Annotated in this window: 18 protein-coding genes; 13 read left to right on the top strand and 5 right to left on the bottom strand. The window is 34.7% G+C overall.

Annotated features, from left to right (window positions below; all coding sequences use genetic code 11):
* Window positions 1-1,518: a sulfatase family protein gene (locus UH7x_RS01375; RefSeq protein WP_482361934.1), complete on the bottom strand. Its 1,518-nt coding sequence runs from the start codon at window positions 1,516-1,518 to the stop codon at window positions 1-3.
* Between the two features lie 100 nt (window positions 1,519-1,618).
* On the opposite strand from UH7x_RS01375, the gene UH7x_RS01370 reads away from it, so the two are divergent.
* Window positions 1,619-3,232 (top strand): S41 family peptidase, encoded by a 1,614-nt coding sequence (locus UH7x_RS01370; RefSeq protein WP_482361933.1) that lies wholly within the window; start codon window positions 1,619-1,621, stop codon window positions 3,230-3,232.
* A gap of 2 nt (window positions 3,233-3,234) precedes the next feature.
* On the opposite strand, the gene UH7x_RS01365 is transcribed toward UH7x_RS01370, so the two are convergent.
* Genes UH7x_RS01365 through UH7x_RS01355 form a run of 3 tightly spaced genes read right to left on the bottom strand, consistent with a single transcriptional unit; the run spans window position 3,235 to window position 6,548 of the window.
* Entirely contained in the window at window positions 3,235-4,233 is a 999-nt protein-coding gene (locus UH7x_RS01365; RefSeq protein WP_482361932.1) for an NADP-dependent oxidoreductase, read from the bottom strand.
* A gap of 12 nt (window positions 4,234-4,245) precedes the next feature.
* Complete coding sequence (locus UH7x_RS01360) at window positions 4,246-5,184, bottom strand: pyridoxal-phosphate dependent enzyme (RefSeq protein WP_482361931.1); 939 nt, start codon at window positions 5,182-5,184, stop codon at window positions 4,246-4,248.
* Window positions 5,185-5,186: 2 nt separating this feature from the next.
* Window positions 5,187-6,548 carry a Gfo/Idh/MocA family protein gene (locus UH7x_RS01355; protein WP_482361930.1) on the bottom strand — a complete coding sequence of 454 codons (1,362 nt, stop codon included), beginning with the start codon at window positions 6,546-6,548 and terminating at the stop codon, window positions 5,187-5,189.
* 164 nt (window positions 6,549-6,712) lie between these two features.
* Between UH7x_RS01355 and UH7x_RS01350 the strand changes: the two genes are divergently transcribed.
* The 5 genes from UH7x_RS01350 to UH7x_RS01330 all read left to right on the top strand — a co-directional run bounded on the left by UH7x_RS01350 (window position 6,713) and on the right by UH7x_RS01330 (window position 14,876).
* Window positions 6,713-8,818 carry a thioredoxin domain-containing protein gene (locus UH7x_RS01350; protein ID WP_482361929.1) on the top strand — a complete coding sequence of 702 codons (2,106 nt, stop codon included), beginning with the start codon at window positions 6,713-6,715 and terminating at the stop codon, window positions 8,816-8,818.
* A gap of 130 nt (window positions 8,819-8,948) precedes the next feature.
* Complete coding sequence (locus tag UH7x_RS01345; RefSeq protein ID WP_482361928.1) at window positions 8,949-10,670, top strand: GMC family oxidoreductase; 1,722 nt, start codon at window positions 8,949-8,951, stop codon at window positions 10,668-10,670.
* Between the two features lie 3 nt (window positions 10,671-10,673).
* Window positions 10,674-11,396, top strand: coding sequence for a gluconate 2-dehydrogenase subunit 3 family protein (locus UH7x_RS01340; protein WP_482361927.1), 723 nt, complete (start codon window positions 10,674-10,676; stop codon window positions 11,394-11,396).
* Between the two features lie 126 nt (window positions 11,397-11,522).
* Window positions 11,523-13,109, top strand: a complete 1,587-nt coding sequence (locus UH7x_RS01335) for a sugar phosphate isomerase/epimerase family protein (protein ID WP_482361926.1) — start codon at window positions 11,523-11,525, stop codon at window positions 13,107-13,109.
* Window positions 13,110-13,250: 141 nt separating this feature from the next.
* Window positions 13,251-14,876 (top strand): sulfatase family protein, encoded by a 1,626-nt coding sequence (locus tag UH7x_RS01330; protein ID WP_482361925.1) that lies wholly within the window; start codon window positions 13,251-13,253, stop codon window positions 14,874-14,876.
* A 1-nt stretch (window position 14,877) separates the two neighbouring features.
* Here UH7x_RS01330 and UH7x_RS01325 read toward each other — a convergent pair whose 3' ends face one another.
* The gene (locus UH7x_RS01325) at window positions 14,878-16,656 is read right to left on the bottom strand and encodes an arylsulfatase (RefSeq protein WP_482361924.1); all 1,779 of its coding nucleotides are present in this window, start codon (window positions 16,654-16,656) and stop codon (window positions 14,878-14,880) included.
* 155 nt (window positions 16,657-16,811) lie between these two features.
* On the opposite strand from UH7x_RS01325, the gene UH7x_RS01320 reads away from it, so the two are divergent.
* The 7 genes from UH7x_RS01320 (at window position 16,812) to UH7x_RS01290 (ending at window position 25,851) form a co-directional block, all read left to right on the top strand.
* On the top strand, window positions 16,812-17,531 hold the full coding sequence (locus UH7x_RS01320; RefSeq protein WP_482361923.1) for a M15 family metallopeptidase: 720 nt from the start codon (window positions 16,812-16,814) through the stop codon (window positions 17,529-17,531).
* A 16-nt stretch (window positions 17,532-17,547) separates the two neighbouring features.
* Window positions 17,548-18,468, top strand: coding sequence for an alpha/beta hydrolase (locus UH7x_RS01315; protein WP_482361922.1), 921 nt, complete (start codon window positions 17,548-17,550; stop codon window positions 18,466-18,468).
* A gap of 58 nt (window positions 18,469-18,526) precedes the next feature.
* Window positions 18,527-19,450 (top strand): alpha/beta hydrolase, encoded by a 924-nt coding sequence (locus tag UH7x_RS01310; protein ID WP_482361921.1) that lies wholly within the window; start codon window positions 18,527-18,529, stop codon window positions 19,448-19,450.
* 160 nt (window positions 19,451-19,610) lie between these two features.
* Complete coding sequence (locus UH7x_RS01305; RefSeq protein WP_482361920.1) at window positions 19,611-20,948, top strand: GntP family permease; 1,338 nt, start codon at window positions 19,611-19,613, stop codon at window positions 20,946-20,948.
* Window positions 20,949-21,247: 299 nt separating this feature from the next.
* Window positions 21,248-22,924, top strand: a complete 1,677-nt coding sequence (locus tag UH7x_RS01300; protein WP_482361919.1) for a sulfatase family protein — start codon at window positions 21,248-21,250, stop codon at window positions 22,922-22,924.
* Window positions 22,925-22,930: 6 nt separating this feature from the next.
* The gene (locus UH7x_RS01295) at window positions 22,931-24,727 is read left to right on the top strand and encodes an FAD-dependent oxidoreductase (RefSeq protein WP_482361918.1); all 1,797 of its coding nucleotides are present in this window, start codon (window positions 22,931-22,933) and stop codon (window positions 24,725-24,727) included.
* A complete protein-coding gene (locus UH7x_RS01290; protein WP_482361917.1) occupies window positions 24,724-25,851 on the top strand; it encodes a hypothetical protein in 1,128 nt (375 codons plus the stop codon). The genes UH7x_RS01295 and UH7x_RS01290 overlap by 4 nt, the downstream gene beginning before the upstream one ends.
* Window positions 25,852-25,860: the final 9 nt, after the last annotated feature.

Raw genomic sequence — 25,860 nt, 5'->3', positions numbered from 1 at the left:
TTAAATTTTGGTTAGAACTGAAGAAATATCTAGGGGGTCATTCATATCTTTTTGTAATACTAAAAGCTCATTGAACATACATGTCACCCTTTCTTTGTTTTCGGGGAGCCCTGCCAAATCATTAATTTCTTCCGGATCGTTTTTCATGTCGAATAAAAGAACTTTATCAATTTTAGGGTAAACGATTAGCTTATATCCATCTTTTCTAATCATGCGTTGGTAGTTCATATAACCATTATAAATGGCATCATAATGGCTCGTAGTTCTACTGCCATCAACAAGATCAAGAATACTATTAAAAAATACGTAATCAGGTTTTTTAATTCTTGCTAGTTCTAAACTAGTTGCCATGGCGTCTTGTAAATAAATATCAGCATCTATTTTTTTATCAGCAGGTACATCGGGTCCAACTATAATAAATGGTGCACGAATACTATGATCAAATAATGTTTGTTTCCCTAATAAACCATGGCGCCCCATAGATATACCATGATCCGCGGTGAAAATAATATAGGTGTTATCCATTTTTCCTGTGGCTTTTAGCCCCGCTATAATTCCACCAATTTGTTCATCTAAGTGCGTAATTAACGCATAGTATTCTTTCGTATGCGTTTTAACTGCAAATTCTGTTCTTGGAAACGGTGCGAGTGCTTCGTCTCGTAATCCTGGGTCGTTTCCAATACTATCTTTATAAGGGTACATCGGTAAAAAACTTTCAGGTACGCTAATATCATCAATACTGTACATGTCTACAAACTCTTGTGGTGCTTGTCGCGGATCATGTGGTGCATTAAATGCGAGGTACATAAAAAAAGGATTGTCACTTTTCTTTGTTTGTTCAATAAAACCTAATGCATCGTCTTTTACAACTTCACTCCAATGTTTTCCACCTTCCCAGAAACCACCAAAATCTTTATTTGTTGGATTCCATAGGGTATCATTTTCATGTAGAGGACGGTTATATCCAAATGCTCTAATATCTTCTTTAGATTTTCCATCTGCTATCATTTTATTAATGTGCGGAATAGTTCCTTGATCACTCCATGAATCGCGAGGCATGCCCGGTCTAATATGAACAACATTTTGAAAAACGGAATCGGCCGGCGCATCCACATGCCATTTCCCAGTCATATAGGTTTCATAACCGGCACCTTCCATAAGCTTACCCCATGTTTTATCAAAGTTTTTATTCTCTTTCCAGTCCTGTCTAAAATTATTAACATCCCAAACGCTACGACCAGAAATAATCATAGCTCTAGATGCTGCACATACGGCACCATTCCATGCGCCCATATTATATGTATGTGTAAATGTAGTTCCTTGGTTTACTAGCTTATCTAAATTTGGAGTTTTTACTTCAGCATTTCCTAATGCATGAATTCCAGTGTATGTAAGGTCATCTGCAAATACAAATACAATATTGGGTTTTTGAGTAGTTTCTTTAGATTCTTCCTTACAAGAAAAAAATATTAGACTCGTAAAAAGTAGTGCACTCAGTTTAAAAAATGAATAATTCATTGCTGTTATGTAGTTATTAGTTGGTTGTCTTCTTCAAATATAAAAAAGGGAAAGGAGAAAAGGGTGGACTTTAACAACTTCCACATAAAATCTAAAAGCTGTGTATTTAATTAACAATTATGGTAGTTTTGAAATCATGAAGAAAAATGTTTTTCTCTTGCTTTTTGTCTTTCATATGTGCTCGTGTGTGAGAGTTAAGAAATACAATGCTGAAATTTCTTCGGTACATTCAGTTTCGGAGTTATCTAAGGATATAGATTTAGCATATTCCCAATTAAAAAAATTTCATCCTAAGCTTTATCAATACATTTCAAAAAAGGAACTCGATTCATTATTTGTTTCACTTAAAAATGAATTAGATGGTCCAATGAAAAGTAATGAGTTTTATGAGCAATTGGCACTAGTTATTAAAGAAATAAGACAGGGCCATTTAATGATTCGACCACCTAGTCAAAAATTTACAAAAACTCAACTTAAAGAATTGCGAAAGTTAAAGTTTGAGTTTAACGAAATAGATTTTGAATTACTTGATGATAGGCTTTGGGTTAAGGGAACAAGAGGAGCAGACTCAACTATTGTTGGTGATGAAGTAATCGCGGTTGAAAGAGATGTTGCACTAAAACTTGTTCATAAATATAAATCATTAATAACTTCTGATGGTTTTAATTCAACTTATTACAATCGATTTGTAGCTCGTAATTTTTCAAATTTTTATTATTCTGATAAGGGGTATAGAGATAGTTTAAATATAATACTAAAGAAAGGAGATTCTATTTATTTTAAAACCTTCAAATGGATTAAGAAAGGGCAAATTATTGCCAAACCTTCAGACTCTTTGGTTGCGCCTAGAAAGTTAACTAAAGATGAAAAGTTAGCTATTAAAGAAAAGCAAAAGGCGAAGAGAAAAAAAGGAAGAGCACGTGGCTATGTACCACAACGAGACTACTTTTTACGAAATTTTGAACTCATAGGAAAGGAAAACTCGGTGGCTTACCTTAAGATTAGAAGCTTTGGAAAAGGTAATCAAAGAAAATTTTACAGAGAAACTTTTGCTGAAATAGAACGACGTAAAATCGATAATCTAATAATTGATTTACGTGATAATGGTGGCGGAAGTATTGCGGAGATTAAGAACCTTTATTCTTATTTGGCATTAAAGCCATTTAAACTGGTTAATAAGGCTGCGATAAAAACAAAAATACCTGCAACGAAATCTGTAATTTCTTCAAGTTACAATGGTTTTTTTGATGGTACCCTACGATTGTTGGCAGTTCCGGGTTTAATAATTTATGATTTATTTCATATTAAAACCATTGAAGGAAATCACTTCTATAATTTAAGTGAATCGAAATTAAAAAAACCAAAAAAGAATAATTTTAAAGGGAATATATATGTGCTTATCAACGGTTATTCTTTTTCTGCTTCTTCAATTTTAGCTACTAATTTACAGGCTACGCAGAGAGCAATTTTTGTGGGTGAAGAAACCGGTGGTGCTTATAATGGAACCGTAGCAGGACAGTATAAATATGTGACATTGTCCAATTCTTTGGTGCGTATGAAAATTGGACTTATGCAAATAGAATCGCCTTTTAAAGCAGAACCAATTGGGTATGGTATTAAACCTGATATTGAAATCATACCAACTCAAAATGATCGTATAGCTGGCAAAGACCCAGAATTAGAATGGGTGCTAAAAACTATAAAAACAAACTAAATTTATTCGATTACTTTCAAAATAAGTTTGCCTAATTTTTCACCGGAAAAAAGCCGTAAAAAAGTTTCGTGAAAATTTTCAATGCCCTCGTAGATATCTTCTTTGCTTTTTAATTTTCCATCTTGTAGCCAGATAGAAAATTGTTTAATCGCCTCTGAGTATTCCGTTACATAATCAAAAACCATTAGCCCTTTCATAGTACCTCGGTTTACTAAAAGTGACATGTAGTTACTGGGACCATAAATTTTTCCTGTAGAATTATATTGTGAAATAGCACCACAAATAACTACTCTAGCATACATAGCTAAATTCGCTAAAGCAGCATCTAATATTTCACCACCTACATTATCGAAATAAACATCAATACCTTCTGGACATCTTTCTGCAATGGCTTCGTAAATATTTTCACTTTTATAATCGATAGCGCCATCAAAATTAAGTTCATTAAGTAAATAATCACATTTGGCTTTTCCACCGGCGATACCAATTACCTTGCAGTTTTTTATCTTTGCTATTTGCCCTGCAACACTACCAACAGCACCTGCGGCACCAGAAATTAGAACTGTTTCACCTTCCTTTAATTCACCTATTTTGAATAATCCAAAATAGGCTGTCATTCCGGGCATTCCCATAAGACTGATATATTTAGGTAATTCGGCTAATGTTGGATCTACTTTAAAATAATTATCACCATTAGAAATGGAGTATTGTTGTACGCCACCCCAGCCAGAAACATAATCACCAACCTTGAATTTGGTGCTACTACTTTTTATTACCTCTCCAACCGTACCAGCACGCATAACATCACCTAAACCAACGGGTTCTATATAAGATTTGCGATCTTTTAGCCAACCTCGCATTGCAGGATCTAAAGAAATATAATGTTGTTGAATAAGAATTTCGCCTTCTTTAGGTTCAGGTATTTCAGTGGAAACTATTTTCCAAGTCGATGAATCTGGTAAACCCTCCGGACGTTTTGCTAAAAGTATTTGCTTGTTCATATCGTATTTTTGTTAAAAGGGAAGTTTTTTTAAATCTACATTTCCTCCAGAGATAATAATACCAATTTTTTGATTGTGTATTTTATCTTGGGATTTGATTACTGCAGCCAAAGCAACAGCACTAGAAGGTTCAATAACTATCTTCATGCGTTCCCAAATTAATCGCATTGCCATAATTATTTCTTGTTCAGACACTTTAATTATTAGATTAATATGCTTTTGAATAATAGGAAAATTAATAGAGCCTAAAGTAGTTCGTAATCCATCGGCAATTGTATTAGCATTTTTATTTAGTTCTATTTTACCACTTAATAATGATCGATATGCATCATCAGCTTCAGAAGGTTCGGCTCCAATTACATGACAGTTTTTACTAAAATGATAGTTGGCAAGAGCAGTACCAGCTATTAAGCCACCCCCACCAATTGGCGCAAAAATATAATCTAAATCGGGTTGTTCTTCTAATAATTCTATAGTGGCAGTAGCATTCCCAAGTATAATATCCATATCATTTGAAGGGTGAATAAATGTGGCACCTTTTTCATCTACTATCTTATTAGCTGCATTTTCACGTGCTTCTAATGTAGGTTCGCAAAATGTTATAGTACCACTATAACCTCTTACTGCATTTTGTTTTACTTCGGGTGCATTGGTCGGCATAACAATATCAGCAGAAATACCTATACTTTTTGCTGCTAAAGAAACTGCTTGTGCAAAATTGCCTGAAGAATGTGTAACCACACCCTTTTGTTTTTGAGCTTCACTCAATTGTAAAATTGCATTGGTTGCTCCGCGCATTTTAAAAGCACCCATGCGTTGAAAATTTTCACATTTGAAATATAATTGTGCACCTACTAATGTATTAAGAGCTTGTGATTTTAAAACGGGTGTTTTATGTATATATGGAGCTATACGTTTATGGCATTCTAAAAGACTTATTTTTTCGGGCATGTTTAAATTGAATCTGGATGGGGATGTACCCAAGGTCCGCGATAATTTCGTGCTAATAATTTTGTTGCTTCAGGATCATCTTTTACGAGCATGTTTTTAGGGTCATAGACTAGAGGACGCCCTAGTTTCATTGACATATTAGCAAGTATACAACTGGCCGCTGAAATATGTCCTTGTTCAATATCTGCAACTGGTGTCGTACTATTTTCTATAGCCTCTAAAAAATTAATCATGTGAGCTCTAGTTGCTGGTGCAACATGAAGTTCCATGCCTTTTTCAGTTAAATCTTCAGGGAACTCTTCACGTTCATAAACAACATCTTTATGTATTTTTTCACCTTCTCCTTGTGGTATAAAATCAAACTTCTGAACACTTCCTAATAAAGTTCCCTTATCTCCATAAATTTTAAAGGCCCAAGGATATTCTGGGTCAGCTGGAGAACCCCAAGAGCGGTGCTCCCAAATACAATTGAGTTCTTCATATTCAAAAATTGCAGTTTGCGTGTCTGAAATATTTGCTTTGGCTTCTTTCTGTACATAAATGCCTCCGTATGAACTAACTTTTTTTGGCCAACCTAAATCTAACATCCAACGAACTGTGTCAAACATATGCACGCACATATCGCCAACAATACCATTGCCATATTCCATAAAGGCGCGCCACCTTCTATGGGGTATGCCATCAAACTCTCTTAAAGGTGCTGGGCCGGTCCATAAATCATAATCGAAATTTTCAGGTACTTCTATAATTGGTCGATTTCCTTTGTCGCGCATATGGTAATAACAACATATTTCTATGTGAGAAATTTTACCTAAAAGTCCGGCATCAACAATGTTCTTTTTGGCGTCAATTAAATGTGGTGTGCTTCGGCGTTGCATGCCTACCTGAATTACTTTATTGTATTTCTTCGCGGCGGCAACTAAAGCTTCGCCTTCAATTACATCAACACTTATAGGTTTTTGTAAATATACATGAGCACCCGATTTCATGGCTTCAATTCCTTGCAATGCGTGCCAATGATCGGGTGAGCCAATTAAAACAATATCTAAGTTGTTCTTAGCTAACATATCGCGATAATCTTTAAAAGTTTTAGGCTTTTTCTTTGTTCGCTGCCTTTGCTTTACTAAATCAGCTGCTTCACTCAACATATCTTTATCGGGATCGCAAAGCGAAATCACATCTACATTGGCTACTTGAATTAACCGAAATAAATCGCTTTTGCCATACCAACCACAACCAATTAAACCAACTCGCCAGGGTTTGTCTTTGGGGCCATACTCAAAAGCGTAAGTGCTAAATGAGCTTAATGCTAACGCAGCTGTAGTGCCTTTTATAAAGTTTCGTCGATTATTATTGCTTTTCATAATACTAGAGGTATTTCGGTAATGTTTTACAGTTTAACAAATTACAATTTTTCATTATAATTATAAATTTTATAATTATAATCGAGTCTTAAATTTTTAATCCATTGCTGTGTTACGTGTACAAAGTGCTATTTTAGTGATTCCATATAATTAATGTTTTGATTTTGATAAAGAAAGTAGGTTTAGTATTTCCTTGTTTATTTTTATTTCTTTTTGCCACTTGTCAAGAAAAGGCATCAAATAATAATGCAAATGAATCGCATAAGTTTACCAATGCCTTGGTTAATGAAACTAGTCCGTATTTATTGCAACACGCTCATAATCCTGTTAATTGGAGGTCGTGGAGTCCTGAAGCTTTAAAAGAAGCTGAAGAGAAAAATAAACTAGTATTGGTAAGTATTGGTTATTCCAGTTGCCATTGGTGTCATGTAATGGAAGAAGAAACTTTTGAAGACGAAGAAGTTGCTAAGGTGATGAATGAAAATTTCATCAATATTAAAGTGGATCGTGAGGAACGACCAGATGTAGATCAGGTATACATGACCGCAGTACAATTAATTAATGGTAATGGTGGCTGGCCATTAAATGTCATTACTTTGCCTAATGGTAAACCATTGTATGGCGGTACTTATCACACAAAAGAGCAATGGACTCAAGTACTCACTGAAATTAGTGATATGTACAATAAAGACCCTAAAAAGGCTGCTGAGTATTCGGATATGGTAGCTGAAGGAATTGCCGAAGTAAATTTAATTAAGCCTTCTAATGATTTTGAATCGCTAACAACTGACGTGGTTAAATCTAGTGTTGCTAAATGGAAATTAGAATGGGATTCTGAATTTGGTGGTGACTTAGGTAGGCAAAAATTTATGTTGCCTTCCAATCTTAATTTTCTTTTGGATTATGCAGAGTTAACTGGTGATCAAGAAGCTAAAACACATGTAGAGAATACATTAGATAAGATTTTACTCGGAGGTATATACGATCATATTGCAGGTGGCTTTTTTAGATATAGTACAGACAATAAATGGAAGGTACCTCATTTTGAAAAAATGCTTTATGATAATGCGCAGGCAATTGAGCTATATTCAAAAGCTTATAAGGTTTTTAAAAAACCAGCCTATAAGAATGCTGTTATGCAAACAATTTCTTTTTTACAACGAGAAATGAAAGATGCTAATGGAGGTTATCATGCTGCAATAGATGCTGATAGTGAAGGTGAAGAAGGTAAATTTTATGTTTGGAAGGTGGATGAATTAAAAGCGATTTTAAAAAAAGAATTTGAGCTTTTTGCTAATTATTATAATATAAATGCAACTGCAGAATGGGAAGAAGGTAATTATGTGTTACATAAATCAGAAGTTGACCTAGAATTTATTAAGACGAATAATTTATCTGTAAAGAAATTAGATAATTTAAAAAATAGCTGGAATGAACTATTATTAGCAGCTCGAGAAGAGCGAGTTAGACCCAGAAGCGATGATAAAATTATTACTTCATGGAATGCTCTTTTAATAAATGGACTTATAAATGCTTATGAAGCATTTGGCGAGAAAGAACATTTAATAATGGCTTCTTCAATATTAGAATTTATTAAAAAAAATAGTTTTGCTGATGGTGATTTGGTACACACTTTTAAAAAAGGTAGTCAGCGTAAAGAAGGATTTTTAGAAGATTATGCTTTTTTGGTGGACGCAACTTTAAGTTTGTATAGGGCAACCATGAATACAGAATATTTAGAACTGGCACAAAAATTAAATACCACTGCTGTTGAAAAATATGCTGATGAAACAACTGGATTGTTTAAGTATAACGAAGGCGAAGAATTAATAGCAAAAATCATAAAAACAGATGATGGGGTTATGCCTTCACCGAATGCAGAAATGGCACATAATTTCTTTAAACTTGGACATTTAGTCTATGATACCGAAATGATGAAAAAGTCGAAAAGTATGCTTTCATCAATGTTACCATCAATTACAGAAAGTGCTCCTAGTTATTCTAAATGGAATTCATTATTGTTAAATAACGCATATTCATTTTACGAGATAGCTGTGGTGGGTGAAGATGCTGAAGTGTTATTACAAAAATTACAAGCTAAAAATATTCCTAATATTCTACTTGTTGGGAGTACAGTAAAAAGTAATCTTCCACTTTTTGAAGGTAGATTCTCGAAAGAGGACACCTCAATTTACGTCTGTCAAAATACTACTTGTAAACTCCCAGTTGCTACGGTAGATGAAGCTTTAGAGCAATTGGCAAATTTTTAAGGCAGCCAATATCAAATATAATATGTATTACTCGTTATTAAATAGAATGATATTTTGCTTTTGTTTTTTAATAGAAAAAAGTAACTTATCCCATTAAACAAACTACCAAAAAGAAATCAAATATTAAATTATGCAAATAAAAGAATCCGCAGAGGTTTATGATGTAATTATTGTAGGCTCAGGAGCAGGAGGTGGTATGGCCACCAAGCAATTGGCAGATGCCGGTTTGAATATTGCAATAGTAGAAGCAGGACCATTTTTTGACCCTGCAGATCCAGTAACACAAACGCAATTAAAATGGGCCTATGAGTCGCCAAGAAGATTCGCAGGTACAGACCGTGCTTTTGGTGGACATGATATGTCTTGGGGAGATTGGGAAGTAGAAGGTGAGCCATATACCCATGCAGAAGGTACTGAATTTAAATGGTGGCGATCTAGAATGTTAGGTGGTCGAACAAACCATTGGGGACGAATTTCTTTACGTTTCGGACCTAAAGATTTTAAAGGTAAAACTCGCGATGGCCATGGTGACGATTGGCCAATTGGCTATGATGATGTAAAACCATATTATGATAAACTAGACAAATTAGTTGGTGTCTTTGGTACTAATGAAGGACGTGAAAATGATCCAGATGGTTTTTTTCTACCTCCTCCAAAACCGAGATTACACGAACTTTTTTACATAGATGGTGCTAAAAAATCGGGTATTCCTGTAATTCCAGGAAGACTTTCAATGTTAACCAAGAAAATTAACGAAGACCGTGGTGTTTGTTTTTATTGTGGACAATGTGGACGTTCTTGTTCTGTTTATGCTGATTTTTCAGCAGGTAGCTGTCTAATTTTTCCAGCACAAAAAAGTGGAGGGAAAGTAAAAATTTTCGTGAACTCTATGGTACGTGAAGTTACAACTAATGCGGAAGGAAAAGCCACTGGTGTATCGTACATAAGTAAGGACGATAGAAAAGAATATAAATTGAAAGCTAAAGTTGTTGTTTTGGCCGCTTCAGCCTGTAGTACAGCGCGTATTCTTTTAAATTCAAAAAGTAAGCAACATCCTAACGGTTTGGGGAATAGTAGTAATGTTATTGGTAAATATTTGCATGATTCTACAGGTGCTAGTGCGTCTGGATTAGTACCTGGATTAATGAATAGAAAAACCTCATATAACGAAGATGGTGTAGGAGGTATGCACGTATATTCTCCATGGTGGGGCGACAATTCCAAATTGAACTTCCCGCGTGGTTACCATATTGAGGTTTGGGGTGGTATGAGTCAACCGACCTATGGATTTAGTTATGATACTAATGGTTTAAATAAATATCTAGGATTAAAGCCTGGTGGTTATGGTGATAGTTTAAGAGACGATGTTAAGAAATATTATGGTTCAGTAGTCGGTTTCGGTGGTAGAGGTGAAGGTTTGGCAGATATAAATAACTATTGCGAAATTGATCCAACAACTGTAGATCAATTTGGTATTCCAGTTTTGAAATTTAATTATCATTGGTCTGATTATGAAAGAGCGCAAGCAAAACATATGCATGAGACTTTTGAAGAAATTATTCATAATATGGGTGGAGTTCCATTAAGTGAAAAACCAGGTAAGGATCAAGATTATGGTCTTCATAAACCAGGTGAGATTATTCACGAAGTCGGTACTACAAGAATGGGTGATGATCCAAAAACTTCGGTTACAAATAAGTTTAATCAATTGCACGATGTAGATAATGTTTTCATAGTAGATGCGGGAGTATTTGTTTCACAAGCTGATAAGAACTGTACGTGGACAATTATGGCACTTTCTTGGAGAGCATCAGATTATATTATTGAACAATTAAAAGCACAAAACATATAAGTTATGGATAGAAGAAAAAGTATACAGACTTTAATTTTAGGTGCTGGAGCTGCCACTTCTGGCATCGCATTAAGCAGTTGTAAAAATGAAAGTGAAGTTGCTGTTGATGAGGCTATTTCTGCAAGTAGTGAAAAATACTTTGGAAGAACGCCAGCAGAACTTAAGCGAATTGAATTGCTGAATGCACAGCAATTGTTTAATGAACACGAGATGGAAACGATCGCTGCTTTAAGTGTAGTGATATTACCTCCTAAAGAACCGCATGGAGGACCTATTGAAGCTGGCGTACCAGAGCTTGTTGAATTTATGGGTAAAGATATTCCATCCATGGGACCAACATTACTCGGGGGACTAATGTGGTTGGATCATAAAAGTAATACGGATTATGGAGTAGAATTTAAATCAGCCAGTCTTGAACAGAAAAAAGAAATCTGTGATCAAATCTGCTGGCACGATACTGAAAAATCACTCGATGACCAGGCATTGGAAATTCAATTTTTCTATATGATGCGTGGTTTAACAGTAACGGGTTATTATACGTCTAAAGTTGGTATTGCAGATTTGGGCTATAAAGGTAATTCACCTAATGTTTGGGATGGTGTGCCGCAAGATGTTTTAGATCAGCACGGAGTTGCATATGATCCAGAATGGATTGCAAAATGTATAGACCAAAGTACACGTGGTACAATTGCTACTTGGGATGATGAAGGTAATTTGCTTACCTAAATTATTTAATGAAAATTTAAACACCCCTCAAGGACTGAATTCTTTTCAGAAATGGAGGGGTGTTTTTTAGTTTTACGATTTAGCGTATAAACTATATATTTAAGAACACTAATTAAAATACACACAATGAAAAAAACTACAACGCTTGTACTACTTATTGCTTTCTCAGTTTCTTTGAGTGCACAAGAAATTGGATTGCAATTGTACAGCTTACGAAATCAATTTAAAAAAGACTTGCCAAGTACCTTACAACAAATTCAAGATTGGGGTATTAACAAAATTGAAGGTGGTGGAACATATGGTCTAGAAATGGATGCCTACAAGCAAATGCTTGAAGACTATAATCTGCATATGGTTAGTATTGGGGCGGGTTTTGAAGATTTAGAAAATAATCCAGAAAAAGTTATTGCAGAAGCAAAGGCTTTTGGTGCGAAGTATGTTATGTGTGCTTGGGTGCCTCATAAAGGAAATGAGTGGGCATTAAAAGAAACAAAGCATGCTACAAAAGTTTTTAACACAGCTGGAAAATTGTTGAAAGAGAATGGAATTACCTTAGCCTACCATCCACATGGGTATGAATTTAGACCTTATAAAAAGGGTACTTTATTTGATTATATGGCGCAAAATGCTACTGATTTTACATTCGAATTGGATGTGTTCTGGGCGCATCATGGTGGTGCAGATCCTTTGGCTTTGATGAAAAAATACCCAACAAAATTTACTTTAATGCACCTAAAAGATATGGAACATGGTATTGAAGGAAATAATACGGGCAGTGAAGATGATGATTCTAATGTAGTACTAGGAACTGGTCAGGTAGATATTGCAGGAACTGTAGCTGAAGCCAAAGCATTGGGTATTGAGTATCTTTTTATAGAAGATGAGTCTACAGATGTCGTAAATCAAATACCACAAAGTCTTACCTATTTAAACGGATTAAAAGAACCACAGTTGGGTTTGCAATTGTATAGTTTGCGAAATGAATTTCCAAAAGATGTTCCGGGCACTTTTGCTAAAATTAAAGAATGGGGTATTCATAATTTAGAAGATGGAAATGATGGCACCTATAATTATTCCATGGAGGAATATAAAGCAATGCTAGCTGAAAATGATCTTAATATGGTAAGTGTTAGTGGCTCTTTTGATGATTTTAGAGATGCACCTGAAACTATTTTAGCTAGGGCTAAGGAATACGGTGCAAAGTATGCAGTGTGTTTTTGGATACCACATAATGGGAATGAATTTACCCTTGCAGATACAGAAAATGCAATTGCAGTATTTAATAAGGCGGGTAAAATGTTTGCAAAAGAAGGAGTTACTTTAGCCTACCATCCACACGGATATGAATTTAGACCTTACAAAAATGAGTTTTTGATAGACCATATGATAAAAAATTCAACTTATTTTGATTTTGAGATGGACGTGTATTGGTTTGCTCATCCCGGTCAAGATCCTATAGAATGGTTGCGAAAATATCCAAAAGAATTTAAATTGATGCACCTTAAAGATTGTAAAAAAGGTACGCCTGGAAATCAAAATGGAAGTGGTGATGTAGAAACAAATGTAGTTTTAGGTACAGGACAAATAGATATAGCTGCCATTGTAGCAGAGGCTAAAAAAATGAATATTGATTATCTATTTATTGAAGATGAATCCTCTCGCGTTAAAGAACAAGCTCCAAAAAGTGTTGAGTTTGTTAAAGGATTAGAGTAACGGATTGTGATATTTTCACCGTTTTAACATTATAATTTTATCAAATATTTTTGCATTAAAGGGCTTCAAAAATTTATTTTAGAAGCCCTTACTGCTTGCTATCTAATTTTGTATTTTAGGGGTATTACCAAACCACTTTTTATGAGATTAAGTATTCTATTTATTATCATACTATTAGTAAGCTGTGCAGAGCCAAAAAATAATGAGGTCGAAGAAATACATAAACCGCCAAATATTGTTTGGTTGGTAGCAGAAGATCAATCTCCCGATTGGTTTCCAATGTATGGCGATACTACTATTTCATTGCCAAATTTGGAATCATTGGCAAATGATGGCGTAAAATTCACAAATGCTGTAGCGCCAGTTCCTGTATGCGCGCCAGCGCGTAGTTCTTTAATCACAGGCATGTATCCTTCAACATTGGGGACGCATAATATGCGTACGCATGCTCCTTGGAGAGGAGTTGGTGAACGACCCTATCCTAATCTCGATATCCCAAGTTATTCCCCAGTTGTTCCTGAAGGAGTAAAAATGTTTACGGAGCACTTACGTAAGAAAGGATACTATACAGCCAACGGACCAAAAGAAGATTATAATTTCGAAAAGACAGATGCAGCTTGGGACGAAAGTAGTGATAACACCCATTGGAGAAAACGAAAAGGGAATCAACCTTTTTTTACTGTATTTAATTATAGTGTTTGTCATGAATCTCAAATTTGGAAACGTGGAAAAGATTCATTGTTTGTTAATCCAAAAGATGTTCCTGTACCACCATATTTTCCTGATACTGATAGTGTACGTCATGATCTAGCTGTTAACTATAGTAACCTCAAAAGACTAGATGATCAAATAGGGGAAGTAATAGCAGATTTAAAGGAAGATGGACTCTATGAAAATACAATTATCTTTTTTTATGGAGATCACGGTGGGCCATTTCCAAGACATAAGCGCGCCCTTTATGATTCAGGAGTTCTGGTGCCATTGGTAATAAAGTTTCCTAAAAATAAAAATGCAGGTACTTCAGATGATAGACTAATTAGCTTTATAGATTATGCGTCTACGGTACTTTCTTTGGCGGGAATTGAACCGCCCAAGGTGATGCAAGGTAAAGCTCAATTTGGTGAATTTATAGCAAAAGAAAAACCAAAATATACATTCCATACTTCGGATCGTTTTGATGGTATTTATGATCGTTTACGAGCGGTAAGATCTAAACGGTATAAATATATTAAAAGTTATAATGTTAAATTATCACATGCATTACCAGTTGCCTATCGCGAACAAATGCCTATGATGCGAGAATTGCGAAAAATGTATAAAGAGAAAACATTGAATAAGCAACAGGCATTGTGGTTAAGAAGTCCAAAGCCAGCAGAAGAATTATATGATTTAAAAAGCGACCCTTTTGAATTACATAATCTTGCCGAATTACCGGAGCTAAAAGATACTTTAGTTCTTTTTAGAAATGTTTTGGATAAATGGATCATTGATTCACATGATCTTGGTGAGTATCCTGAAAAACAGTTGATTGACAAGTGGCTTCCCAAAGGGAAACAACCGGTATTGAAACACTTGCAAATTGAAAAAACGAGTGAGGGAATAGCTATTATTCCACCTAAAAAAGATGCAACAATTGTTTGGAAACAACCAAATGATTCAATTTGGAAAGTTTATGATAAACCACTATCAAAAGATATTCCTTTTGTTGCAAAGGCTGAACGCATTGGATACACGGATAGTGACCTTTTAGAATATTCGGTTGAGTAATTTACTCTAATCTTTTGAACATTAATAGGCGAACATCTATTCCGCCATCTCCTTTTATTTTGTTGGCTTTTAGCGTAAGCATGTTTCTACCTTTTTTAAGGTCGATGGAACCAAGAATTTGAGGTTTAAAATCTTTTATATAGGATTCCATTCTAGGGTCACGATCATGTTCCATTCCAGTTAATGGTGGGTCATGTGATTCTGTAATTTTTGATATCAATTTACTTTCACCTTGGGATAGATTTAATTCAATTCCTGAATTTTCAGGTTTCATGGTATAATAAAGTTCGACATCAAATGTACCATTGGCTAATACTTCAACATCCCAGGATATAGAATCATTTACGCTTTTCCAATTTGTAAAAAAAGTATTATTGGGGTACTTGTTGCTACGCTCTATATTCCCATAAGCATTTCCATCTCTTGCGGGAATTTGCGTGTATTTAAAGTTGGGGTGGCCTAATGTAATTGCTCTATCATCTGATTGGTCTGTTAATTGATTTGTACTTGCTAGCCAATCGGATTTTATTCGGATTAGCGAGTCTACAAGTTTTTTATTCTCTTCTGAGATATCTCTAGATTGGCCATGATCATTTACCATATTATATAAATGGTTTTCGTAATCTAAGCGATAATTTTGCGTTCTGATGCTCGTTTTGCCACTCCAATTATTTATAAGAAATCGCTCTTTCCAGTTTCGATTTTCTTCAAAGAGTAAAGGTGATAAATCTTTCCCGTCTAACGCTTTTTTACTTACAAACTCCGTGTTGGTTAAGTTTACTAATGTAGGTAGTAAATCTATGGCCCCAGCAATCTCATTTATTTTTTTACCAGCAGGAATTGAATTAGTCCATTGCATAAAAAATGGAGTACGCACTCCACCTTCATCAGTGGATCCTTTTTTACCTTTCATTCCACCATTCCAACGATATCCGTTTGGTCCATTGTCTGAAAGGTAAATTATAATCGTATTTTCTACTAAGTTTAGTTCTTTCAATTTATGAGAAACTCTACCTACATTGTAATCTATGTTCTCTACCATTGCTAATGCTGCTCGTGTGAAATTCTCACTCTCTTTCTCATCATCATGGTATTTCTTGCTCAGGATTTTATTTTTAAAAGAATCCCAGTATTTGTCCGGTACTTGCATAGGGCTATGAGGAGTATTATAAGGCAAGTATAAAAAGAAAGGCTTTTCTCTATTTTTTTCAATAAAATCTAAGCCATGGTTGGTTAAGTCATCCACTAAAAAACCTTCTCCTTTTACTATTTTACCATTATGTTCTAACATAGGACTGAAGTAATTACCCCAATGCCCTGAAGTAAAACCATAATAATCATCAAAACCCCTAGCATTCGGATGGTATGGTGGTTGCATTCCATTATGCCATTTACCATAGGCAGCGGTTTCATAACCTGCTTGTTTTAAGATTTCGGCTATTGTAGTCTCATCAAGATTCATTCGTTCACCACCTGCGGAAGTACGATGTACTCCTAAACGTGCAGCATATCTACCAGTTAATAATTCTGCTCGTGTTGGAGAACATACGGGTTGTACAAAAAAGTTCTCAAACGATACTCCATTTATTGCTAAAGCATCAATGTTTGGTGTTTCTAAATTGCTATTACCGCTAATACTTAAATCACCCCAACCTTGATCGTCACTCATTATTAAAATGATATTTGGTTTTTTAGGCACTGTGCTTTTTATGGATTGTAACTTTTCTTTACAAGAAGAAACAAGAATTAATAATGCGAAGGCGAAAGAAAATATTTTCATCAATGGATGGTTATTTTTAAGTGTATTGAAAATAAACGTTTTCGATATTAAATCATAATACATTTACAATTTCTAATCAAAATCTATATTTATTGAGATAAAAAATATAGCTATCTTCATGGGCTGTAGGAAAAATATATAATGATAATTGGAGAATGAAAAAGTTGATTTTTGTAAGTATTATACTTGTGTTTTTTAGTTCTTGTAAAGATAATTCAGAAAAGAAAACAGAAAATAGTCCAGATTCTAAAACTAATGAAATACAAGAAGAAAAGACTGAGATAAAAAAGGTGGTGAAAAAATCTTTTCGAACTTTTGAAAACCTTGCGGATACCACTTTTGTTCGCTTAGCAGATTTTAGTGATGGTTTCGCTTTTGATATGCGCTATGCAACGGATAATAATTTTTTAAAAGAAAAGGTTTATGATTGCGCGGAATGCTATACCCGAGTAAAAACCGTAAAGGCCTTATTAAAAGCAAATGCAGCGTTTAAAGATTCTGGTGTTAAAATAAAGTTTTATGATTGTTATAGACCTAATTCTGTGCAATATAAAATGTGGGCAATAGTACCCAATCCTCAGTATGTGGCGAATCCAAAGAAAGGTTCTATCCATAATAAAGGTGGGGCGGTAGACATAACTCTTGTTACGTTAGATGGTGAAGAATTAGATATGGGTACCGATTTTGATTACTTCGGTAAAAGGGCTTACCTCGATAATTTTGACCTTCCAAAGGAAATTTTAGACAATAGAAAATTATTGAAAGAAACTATGGAAAAACATGGTTTTTGGTCTACACGAACCGAATGGTGGCACTATAATCTACAAGGGTCTCATAAAGATAAAATTGCTAATTTTAAGTGGAATTGTAATTAATAAAAACCAACAAAAAATGAAATATGTATTACCAGTTTTATGTGCCTTTATGATGATGACAATAACGGTAAATTCGCAAGACACAATTATGCCATTATGGCCAAAAGATAAAACTCCAAACCGAATAGCATCTGATGAAAAAGAAGAACATGTATATAAAGATATTCTTAGAATCGCTAAAGTTCAAGAACCAACGATAGAAGTTTATTTACCTTCAAAGAAAACTGCAACCGGACAAGCTATGTTGATTTTTCCAGGAGGGGGTTATCGTATTTTGGCCTACGATTGGGAAGGTACTGATATTGCTAAATTTTTGAATAGTAAGGGCATTGCCGGTATCGTTGTTAAAAATCGATTACCATCTTCAAAATCACAAAAAGAAAAACACAATGTGCCTTTAATTGATGCACAAAGAGCAATTAGAATGGTACGGAGTAATGCAGCTAAATATAATATTAACCCCAACAAAATTGGAATAATGGGTTTTTCAGCTGGCGGACATTTGGCATCAACTCTAGGTACACATTATAATGAAAAAGTATACAAGCCAATTGATGCAATTGATCAGCAAGATGCACGACCAGATTTTATGGCTTTAATTTATCCAGTTATTACCTTCACTCAAACAACAAAACATTCAGGGTCTGAGAAAAACTTATTGGGGGATAACATTGATCCAGAGTTAGAAAAACATTTTTCTAATGAGTTACAAGTTACCGAAGATACGCCTACAACTTTATTGATTCATGCAGCAGATGATACTTCGGTGCCTGTAGCAAACAGTATTTTGTTTTTTAATGCTGCTCAAGAAAATGGTGTTGAAACAACAATGCATATTTATCCTAAAGGTGGTCATGGATTTGGCTTGGCGCGAAGTGATGTTTATTTAAGAGGATGGACCGAACGACTTTTTGATTGGATGGAGAATTTAGAATAAACTTAATTATTGATTTCATTAATAATGCAGATTACCTATTAAATTACAACTAGCAAAAATGAAAAGCATTTACCCAATACTGTTTGCAATTTTCATGATAACTTTAAAGGCGACTTCGCAAAGTACTATTATCCCTTTATGGCCAAAGGACAATATGCCAAATCACATTGTATCTAATGAAAAGGAAGTTCGCACAAAGAGGGATGTATTAAGGATAGAAACTATTCAAAAACCTACAATTGAAGTTTATTTACCTTCAAAAAAAATTGCTACGGGACAAGCCATGTTGATTTTTCCAGGTGGTGGATATCATCATTTGTCCTATGAATCGGAGGGTACTGATATTGCCAAATTCTTAAACAGCATGGGTATTGCAGGTATTGTAGTTAAGCATCGATTACCATCTTCAAAATCACAAAAAGAAAAATACAATGTGCCTTTAATTGATGCACAAAGAGCAATTAGAGTGTTACGGAGTAATGCAGCTAAATATAATATTAACCCAAACAAAATTGGAATAATGGGTTTTTCAGCTGGCGGACATTTGGCATCAACTCTAGGTACACATTATAATGAAAAAGTATACAAGCCAATTGATGCAATTGATCAGCAAGATGCACGACCAGATTTTATGGCTTTAATTTATCCAGTTATTACCTTCACTCAAACAACAAAACATTCAGGGTCTGAGAAAAACTTATTGGGGGATAACATTGATCCAGAGTTAGAAAAACATTTTTCTAATGAGTTACAAGTTACCGAAGATACGCCTACAACTTTATTGATTCATGCAGCAGATGATACTTCGGTGCCTGTAGCAAACAGTATTTTGTTTTTTAATGCTGCTCAAGAAAATGGTGTTGAAACAACAATGCATATTTATCCTAAAGGTGGTCATGGATTTGGCTTGGCGCGAAGAGATGTTTATTTAAGAGGATGGACCGAACGACTTTTTGATTGGATGGAGAATTTAGATAAATAACATATTATTTATATCAAGCCTAAAGCGTTTTAAAAATACATCTGTCAAATTGTTGGTAGCTGTATTTTGCTATGAAATATAAAGATGATAACTTGTTAGGCTTTGTTTTCTGAAAAGAAATCACATAATTTAATATTGACCAACTAAACAACCAACTACCATGATTTCAATTTTACTGCTTATTTTAAGCGTTTTAATAATTATTGTACTTACTGCAAAGTATAATGTACACCCATTTTTAGCCTTACTTGGGGCTGCAATATTTTTTGCGCTATTTTCTGAAATGTCATTGGCAACATTGGTAGAATCTATTAATGATGGTTTTGGAGTTACTTTAGGAAAAATTGGAATCGTAATTATTCTTGGAGTAATCATAGGGGCATTTCTTGAACAAACAGGTGGCGCTTTTAAATTAGCAGAAGTTGTTTTAAAAATCATCGGAAAAAAGCGTGTTCATGAAGCAATGGGAATTGTTGGATTTATAGTATCTATTCCAGTGTTTGCTGATAGTGGATTTATTATTCTTAACCCACTTAATAAAAGTTTGACAAAAAAAGCTGGCCTGTCAATTGTAGGTACTGCAACTGCTCTGTTACTGGGATTAATGATTACCCATGTGCTAGTGCCGCCTACACCTGGCCCGATAGCAGCTGCAGGAATAATAGGCGCTGATATTGGATTGGTGATGTTAATTGGCCTAATAATCGGTTTACTCTCTTTAGTGGTGGCAATTATCTATTGTAAAAAAATGGGTCAAAAAAAATACATTGATCCAAACCCTGCTTTGTCAGATGAGGAAATAGAAGAGAAAGTAAAACAAGCACCAAGTGCTTTCAAATCATTCTTACCCATATTAATTCCTATTTTATTAATTGTTGGTAAGTCACTAATGGATTTTAATATTACTGAAGCTGACCAAGAATTAGGTTGGGTGAAATTTATTTCATTCATTGGTTCTCCCATTGTTGCTTTAATTATAGGAATGTTTTTCGCTTTTTTATTGCCTAAAAAGTTTGATAAAGAAATGTTATCTACTACCGGATGGGTAGGTAAAGCACTCATGGATGCCTCCAATATTATTTTAATTACCGGTGCAGGGGGTATTTTTGGAACGATACTTCAAAAAAGTGGTATAGCCACTGTTATGGCTGATGCATTATCTGGTGCTAATTTGGGTATTTGGTTGCCTTTCTTATTATGTGCAGCAATCAAAACTGCCCAAGGTTCTTCAACAGTTGCTTTAATTACTACTGCATCTATCGTCGCTCCTATTTTGGGCACACTAGGTTTTGTAACCGAAATTGATAAAGCTTTAGTGGTTGCTGCTATTGGGGCAGGGGCAATGGTTGTTTCGCATGCCAACGATAGTGGTTTTTGGCTACTAACACAGTTCTCTGGTATCGATGTTAAGACAGGTTATCGTGTGTATACACTTGGTACTTTGGTTGTCGGCTGCTCAGCTGCATTAATGATTTTTGCCGCAAGTTTTATTTTCTAAGTGGGTAGAAAACTGAGTATAGTTTCTTTAAGAAAGTACTAATGTGCATCAATTGTTTAATAAACACTATTGTTATTGGTGTTCACTGTTTTGTCTAGTTTGTGTCTAGGTTTAAATATCCTAGGAACAATGAACATTAATTATATTTAAGGAGACTCTAGAAAGTACGCGCTACCTAATAAATATAATAGTACCGAAAATGAAGAACAGAAGAGATTTCCTAAGTCAAACAATTTTGCCTGGAGCTGCATTGATAGCTTCGCCTTCATTTGTAATTATAATAAACTTAAACCAAACCTATGAAGTCAAATTTTAATATAATCAATCTAATATTTATTAGTTTGATTTTATTTTCATGTAAAGAAGAAGATAAATCCGAAGTGAAAAAACCTAATATCATCTACATTATGGCAGATGATCACACTACCCAAGGTTTCGGAATTTATGGGAGTCGGTTAGCAGCATTAAATCCCACGCCAAATTTGGATAAGTTAGCGGGCGAAGGAATAATTTTCGACAATGCATTTGTTAATAATGCAATTTGTGTTCCGAGTAGAGCGGCAATTATTACTGGACAAAGAGCTCAGATGAATGGTGTAATTGATTTAGAAGGGTCAATAGCTCCTGAAAAACAATTCCTTCCAAAGGAAATGAAAAAATTAGGGTATCAAACTGCTATTGTTGGTAAATGGCATTTACATCGCGAACCTGCCGCCTTTGATTATTATCAGGTATTGCCAGGACAAGGGAAATATTACGATCCCGAGTTCAGAGTACAAGGAGAAAAACCTTGGCCTGAAAATATTGTTCGCACCAAAGGACATTCATCAGATATGATTACTGATGCTACATTAGATTACTTAAAGAATAAGCGAGATCCTAACAAACCATTTTTCTTAATGCATCATTTTAAGGCACCACATGATGATTTTGAATATGCACCACGTTATGAAGATTATCTAGCCGACACTTTTATCCCAGAACCCGAAAGTTTGTATGAAATAGGGAACCATGGTTCGGAAGCGATACGAGGAAAAAATGATTCACTAACAAGAATAATTGGATCTTCTGTATCTCATCGTAATGTGATTAGAAATCAAGCGATGAATATTTATTGGAATGATACTACTATTTATAAGCAATATAGAAATGCGAGCGAAATTGGACAGGAAGAAATGGTACAATGGAAAATGGACCCTTCAGAAAAAGAATATACAAGTAAAGTGTATCAAGATTATTTAAAAAAATATTTAAGGTGTGTTAAAGGAGTTGATGATAATATTAAACGATTATTAGACTACTTAGAAGAAGAAAAGTTATTGGATAACACTATCATTGTATATACTGGTGATCAAGGTTTTATGCTAGGTGAGCATGATTATATTGATAAACGTTGGATGTATGATGAGTCTATGCGAATGCCCTTTTTTGTAAGATATCCTGAAAAAATAAAAGCAGGAATTAGAACAGATGCGATTATAAATAATACTGATTTCGCGCCTACAATAATTGAATTGGCCGGAGGTACTTCTCCTGATTATATGCAAGGAAAAAGTTTTAAAACAATTTTAGAAACAGGAAAAGAACCTGAGGATTGGCAAAAAGCAACGTACTATAGATATTGGATGCATTTAGCGCATAGACATCAAAATCCTGCGCATTTTGGAATACGGACAAAAGATTATAAACTAATTTTTTACTATGGAAAATATTGGGTTGATACTAATGACCCAAAGGCCGAATGGAACAAAGCTAGTTGGGGTAATGATTTCACACAGCACACACCACCAGCATGGGAGTTTTATGATTTAAAAGAAGACCCTAAAGAAATGAATAATGTTTATACAGATGATAAATACAAAGAAACTATAGCAGATTTAAAAAATCAACTTATAACGATGCGGGAAGACTTAAATGAAACGGATGCAAATTATCCGCATATTCAAAAAGTAATTGATGAACATTGGAATGATTAAAAACAGATGAAGAAATTATATACTTTAGTAGTTCTATTTTTTGTGGTTGTTTTTCAAACAGTAATTGCACAGGAAATATTAATAGAAGCAGAAAGTTTTGATAACCCAGGTGGTTGGGTGATTGATCCACAGTTTGAACAACAAATGGGTTCTCCATATTTATTGGCTCATGGTATTGGAAAACCTGTAAAAAATGCCGCTACCAAAGTGAATTTTGAGTCAAATGGTGAATATCATGTTTGGGTCAGAACAAAAAATTGGGTGCCAGGCGAATGGGATGCTCCTGGTCGATTTAAATTAAAAGTTAATAATCAACTTTTGGATAAAACATTGGGCTTGCGTTCCGGTTGGGGTTGGGAATATGTCGATAAAATTACAGTAACTAATACTGAAATAAACTTAGAGCTCGTTGACTTAACTGGTTTTGATGGTCGAGTAGATGCTGTATATTTCTCTACTAGAAATGAAGCACCTCCTTCTTCTCTTAAAAAGTTAGCCGAATGGCGAAAAAAAGTAAAATCAGAATCAAATGCGCCGCCAATTACAAAAACATATGACCTTGTAGTCGTTGGTGGAGGGCTAGCCGGTTGTGCCGCTTCTATAGCAGCTGCAGAACAAGGACTTAAAGTTGCATTAATACACGATCGACCTGTTCTTGGTGGAAATGCAAGTGAAGAAATTCGAGTACACACATTGGGTATCTATGGAAACTTTGAACGTATTCTTAAAAAAATTGATACAGAACATTATCCAAACGGCAGTATCGATGCTAAACAAGATCAAAAAAAACGTGATGATAATGTTAAGAGTTATGAGAACATTGATTTGTTTTTAAATCATAGAGCCTATGATGCAAATGCAGTAAATAACATAATTGATTATGTTGATGCTAGGCAAACTGCAACAGGTAAACGGATTCGTTTTAAAGCCCCTCGTTTTGTTGATTCTACGGGAGACGGATGGATTGGATTTTGGGCAGGAGCTGAGTTTTCATATGGTCGTGAAAGTGTTGATACTTATGGTGAAAAATGGGATGAACATGGAGAATTATGGACCCCTCAACAACCTGATGATGCTGTTATGGGATCTTCAGTTTTATGGGGCTCAAAAGAAGAAGAATCAAAACAATACTTTCCAGAAGTACCTTGGGCAATGCCAGTTGCAAGAGATTATGCGCGAGTTGCTGGTGAATGGCAATGGGAATTTAGCAATCCTGATTATAATCAAATTGATGATGCGGAGGAAATTCGTGATCACATGCTAAGGGCAATTTATGGTTCATTTTCTAATGCTAAAAAAGATACTGTAAATGCAAAAGTAAAACTGGAATGGGTTTCTTCTTTAGTTGGTAAACGTGAATCTAGAAGGTTAGTAGGTGATCATATTTTTACATTTAATGATGCAAAAGAAGGACGAAAATTTCCTGATGGTGTTGTTATGGAAACGCGCGATGTAGACATTCATTATCAAACGGTTTTAGAGGATGAAAAAAATCCTGATTTTATTTCAGAAGCGCTGTTTTATAAAACACCCCAATATTATATTCCATACAGAAGCTTGTATTCTAAAAATATTTCAAACCTATTTATGGCCGGCCGAAATTTCAGTTGCTCGCATGCAGGGCTAGGAGGACCGAGAGTTATGCGAACCACCGGACAAATGGGTGCAGCCGTTGGAATTGCAGCTGCCCTTTGTGAAAAATACGATGTTAATCCAAGAGAAATTTATACTGGTTATCTAGAAGAGTATCTCGCGCTTATTGAAGGGCAGAAATTTGAGAAAATACCTGAAACCAAGAAATGAGAATTGTTTTCACATTATTTATCATCGTGCTCCTTTTTTTTAAAAAGGGTAGTATAGATACTGAGTATTCTGCAGGAAGTAACACTTCAATTGAAGTATTAGATAGTCCCCCTGAATTTTATATTTTAGATTGGAAAGAGGGGACTGAACTTTTCCCGCACAAAACAGATTTTTATATTGAGATAGATTCGATTGGGAGACAAGAAGTTTTGGTGCTGGTAAATGAAAATAGGACTCCTGTTTTATATACTTCTGAAATAGCGACACCAGTATGTGCAGATGGTGAATGTAAATTGATGCATATAAAATTCTATTGGACTTTGTTGGGAGAATATGCAGGTTTCGATCGAAACATAGAATTACCCTTAACAAAATATGATCACGACGAATTTCAGCAATCGGATTATCAGAAATTGCATGAGTTGTTATTAGATGACAAAAGTGTTATTGGTAGAAGAACCATTGACCAATTAGTGGATAAGCCTAAAATGCGCAATGTTAATGGTGTGGATGCTATTTCTGGAGCAACTGTTGCTAGAGTAAAAGAGGCAGTAGTACCCGGTGCATTATATTCATGCTATACGGCTTGGCATATTGTATATGGTGATATACAAGAAAAAATAAAAGCCAAAACATTAGCTGCACTAAATGAGAGCATGACTATTGAAATGCTCTATAGTCACAATCAAGAATATCAAATTTTTGCACTACAAAAAATCAATGAAAATGATTATCAAAATCACTCTGAACAGATTGCTGAAATATTTAAAACAAGTACACCTTTAGTTCGGAGTATTGTTGCTAAAAACTTTATTCAACGATTGAATAAAACACCAGAATTGCAAAAACCTTTTTGGAATGCTTTTGATGATATAGATAACGGTAGTAGAAGTATTTTGATTAATTATTTAGATGAAGGTCCAGATTATGTAGCCGTATTGCTTTCGACCAAATTGAAAAAGATGAGTAAAAATCAATTAAATCATTATTTAGAATTTTTATCTGAGAAGGAGAAATTAAATTCCAAAATACTTGAAAGCCTTAATGAATTTATCAAATCAGGAAATTATACATATTCCTATTTAGTTGTAAACTTTCTGGAAGAAAATAAGTGGGAACACTAAAAAGAACCA

The sequence above is a fragment of the Aurantibacter sp. UH7 genome, from assembly GCF_056839165.1.
This window is presented reverse-complemented; position numbering and strand designations above follow the sequence as displayed.

Bases quoted from the DNA above. Each gene is read 5' to 3' on its own strand.
- UH7x_RS01365 (WP_482361932.1), bottom strand. From the start codon at position 4,233: ATGAACAAGCAAATACTTTTAGCAAAACGTCCGGAGGGTTTACCAGAT.
- UH7x_RS01320 (WP_482361923.1), top strand. From the start codon at position 16,812: ATGAAAAAGTTGATTTTTGTAAGTATTATACTTGTGTTTTTTAGTTCT.
- UH7x_RS01290 (WP_482361917.1), top strand. From the start codon at position 24,724: ATGAGAATTGTTTTCACATTATTTATCATCGTGCTCCTTTTTTTTAAA.
- UH7x_RS01295 (WP_482361918.1), top strand. From the start codon at position 22,931: ATGAAGAAATTATATACTTTAGTAGTTCTATTTTTTGTGGTTGTTTTT.
- UH7x_RS01310 (WP_482361921.1), top strand. From the start codon at position 18,527: ATGAAAAGCATTTACCCAATACTGTTTGCAATTTTCATGATAACTTTA.
- UH7x_RS01345 (WP_482361928.1), top strand. From the start codon at position 8,949: ATGCAAATAAAAGAATCCGCAGAGGTTTATGATGTAATTATTGTAGGC.
- UH7x_RS01300 (WP_482361919.1), top strand. From the start codon at position 21,248: ATGAAGTCAAATTTTAATATAATCAATCTAATATTTATTAGTTTGATT.
- UH7x_RS01375 (WP_482361934.1), bottom strand. From the start codon at position 1,518: ATGAATTATTCATTTTTTAAACTGAGTGCACTACTTTTTACGAGTCTA.
- UH7x_RS01335 (WP_482361926.1), top strand. From the start codon at position 11,523: ATGAAAAAAACTACAACGCTTGTACTACTTATTGCTTTCTCAGTTTCT.
- UH7x_RS01360 (WP_482361931.1), bottom strand. From the start codon at position 5,184: ATGCCCGAAAAAATAAGTCTTTTAGAATGCCATAAACGTATAGCTCCA.
- UH7x_RS01315 (WP_482361922.1), top strand. From the start codon at position 17,548: ATGAAATATGTATTACCAGTTTTATGTGCCTTTATGATGATGACAATA.
- UH7x_RS01325 (WP_482361924.1), bottom strand. From the start codon at position 16,656: ATGAAAATATTTTCTTTCGCCTTCGCATTATTAATTCTTGTTTCTTCT.
- UH7x_RS01355 (WP_482361930.1), bottom strand. From the start codon at position 6,548: ATGAAAAGCAATAATAATCGACGAAACTTTATAAAAGGCACTACAGCT.
- UH7x_RS01340 (WP_482361927.1), top strand. From the start codon at position 10,674: ATGGATAGAAGAAAAAGTATACAGACTTTAATTTTAGGTGCTGGAGCT.
- UH7x_RS01305 (WP_482361920.1), top strand. From the start codon at position 19,611: ATGATTTCAATTTTACTGCTTATTTTAAGCGTTTTAATAATTATTGTA.
- UH7x_RS01330 (WP_482361925.1), top strand. From the start codon at position 13,251: ATGAGATTAAGTATTCTATTTATTATCATACTATTAGTAAGCTGTGCA.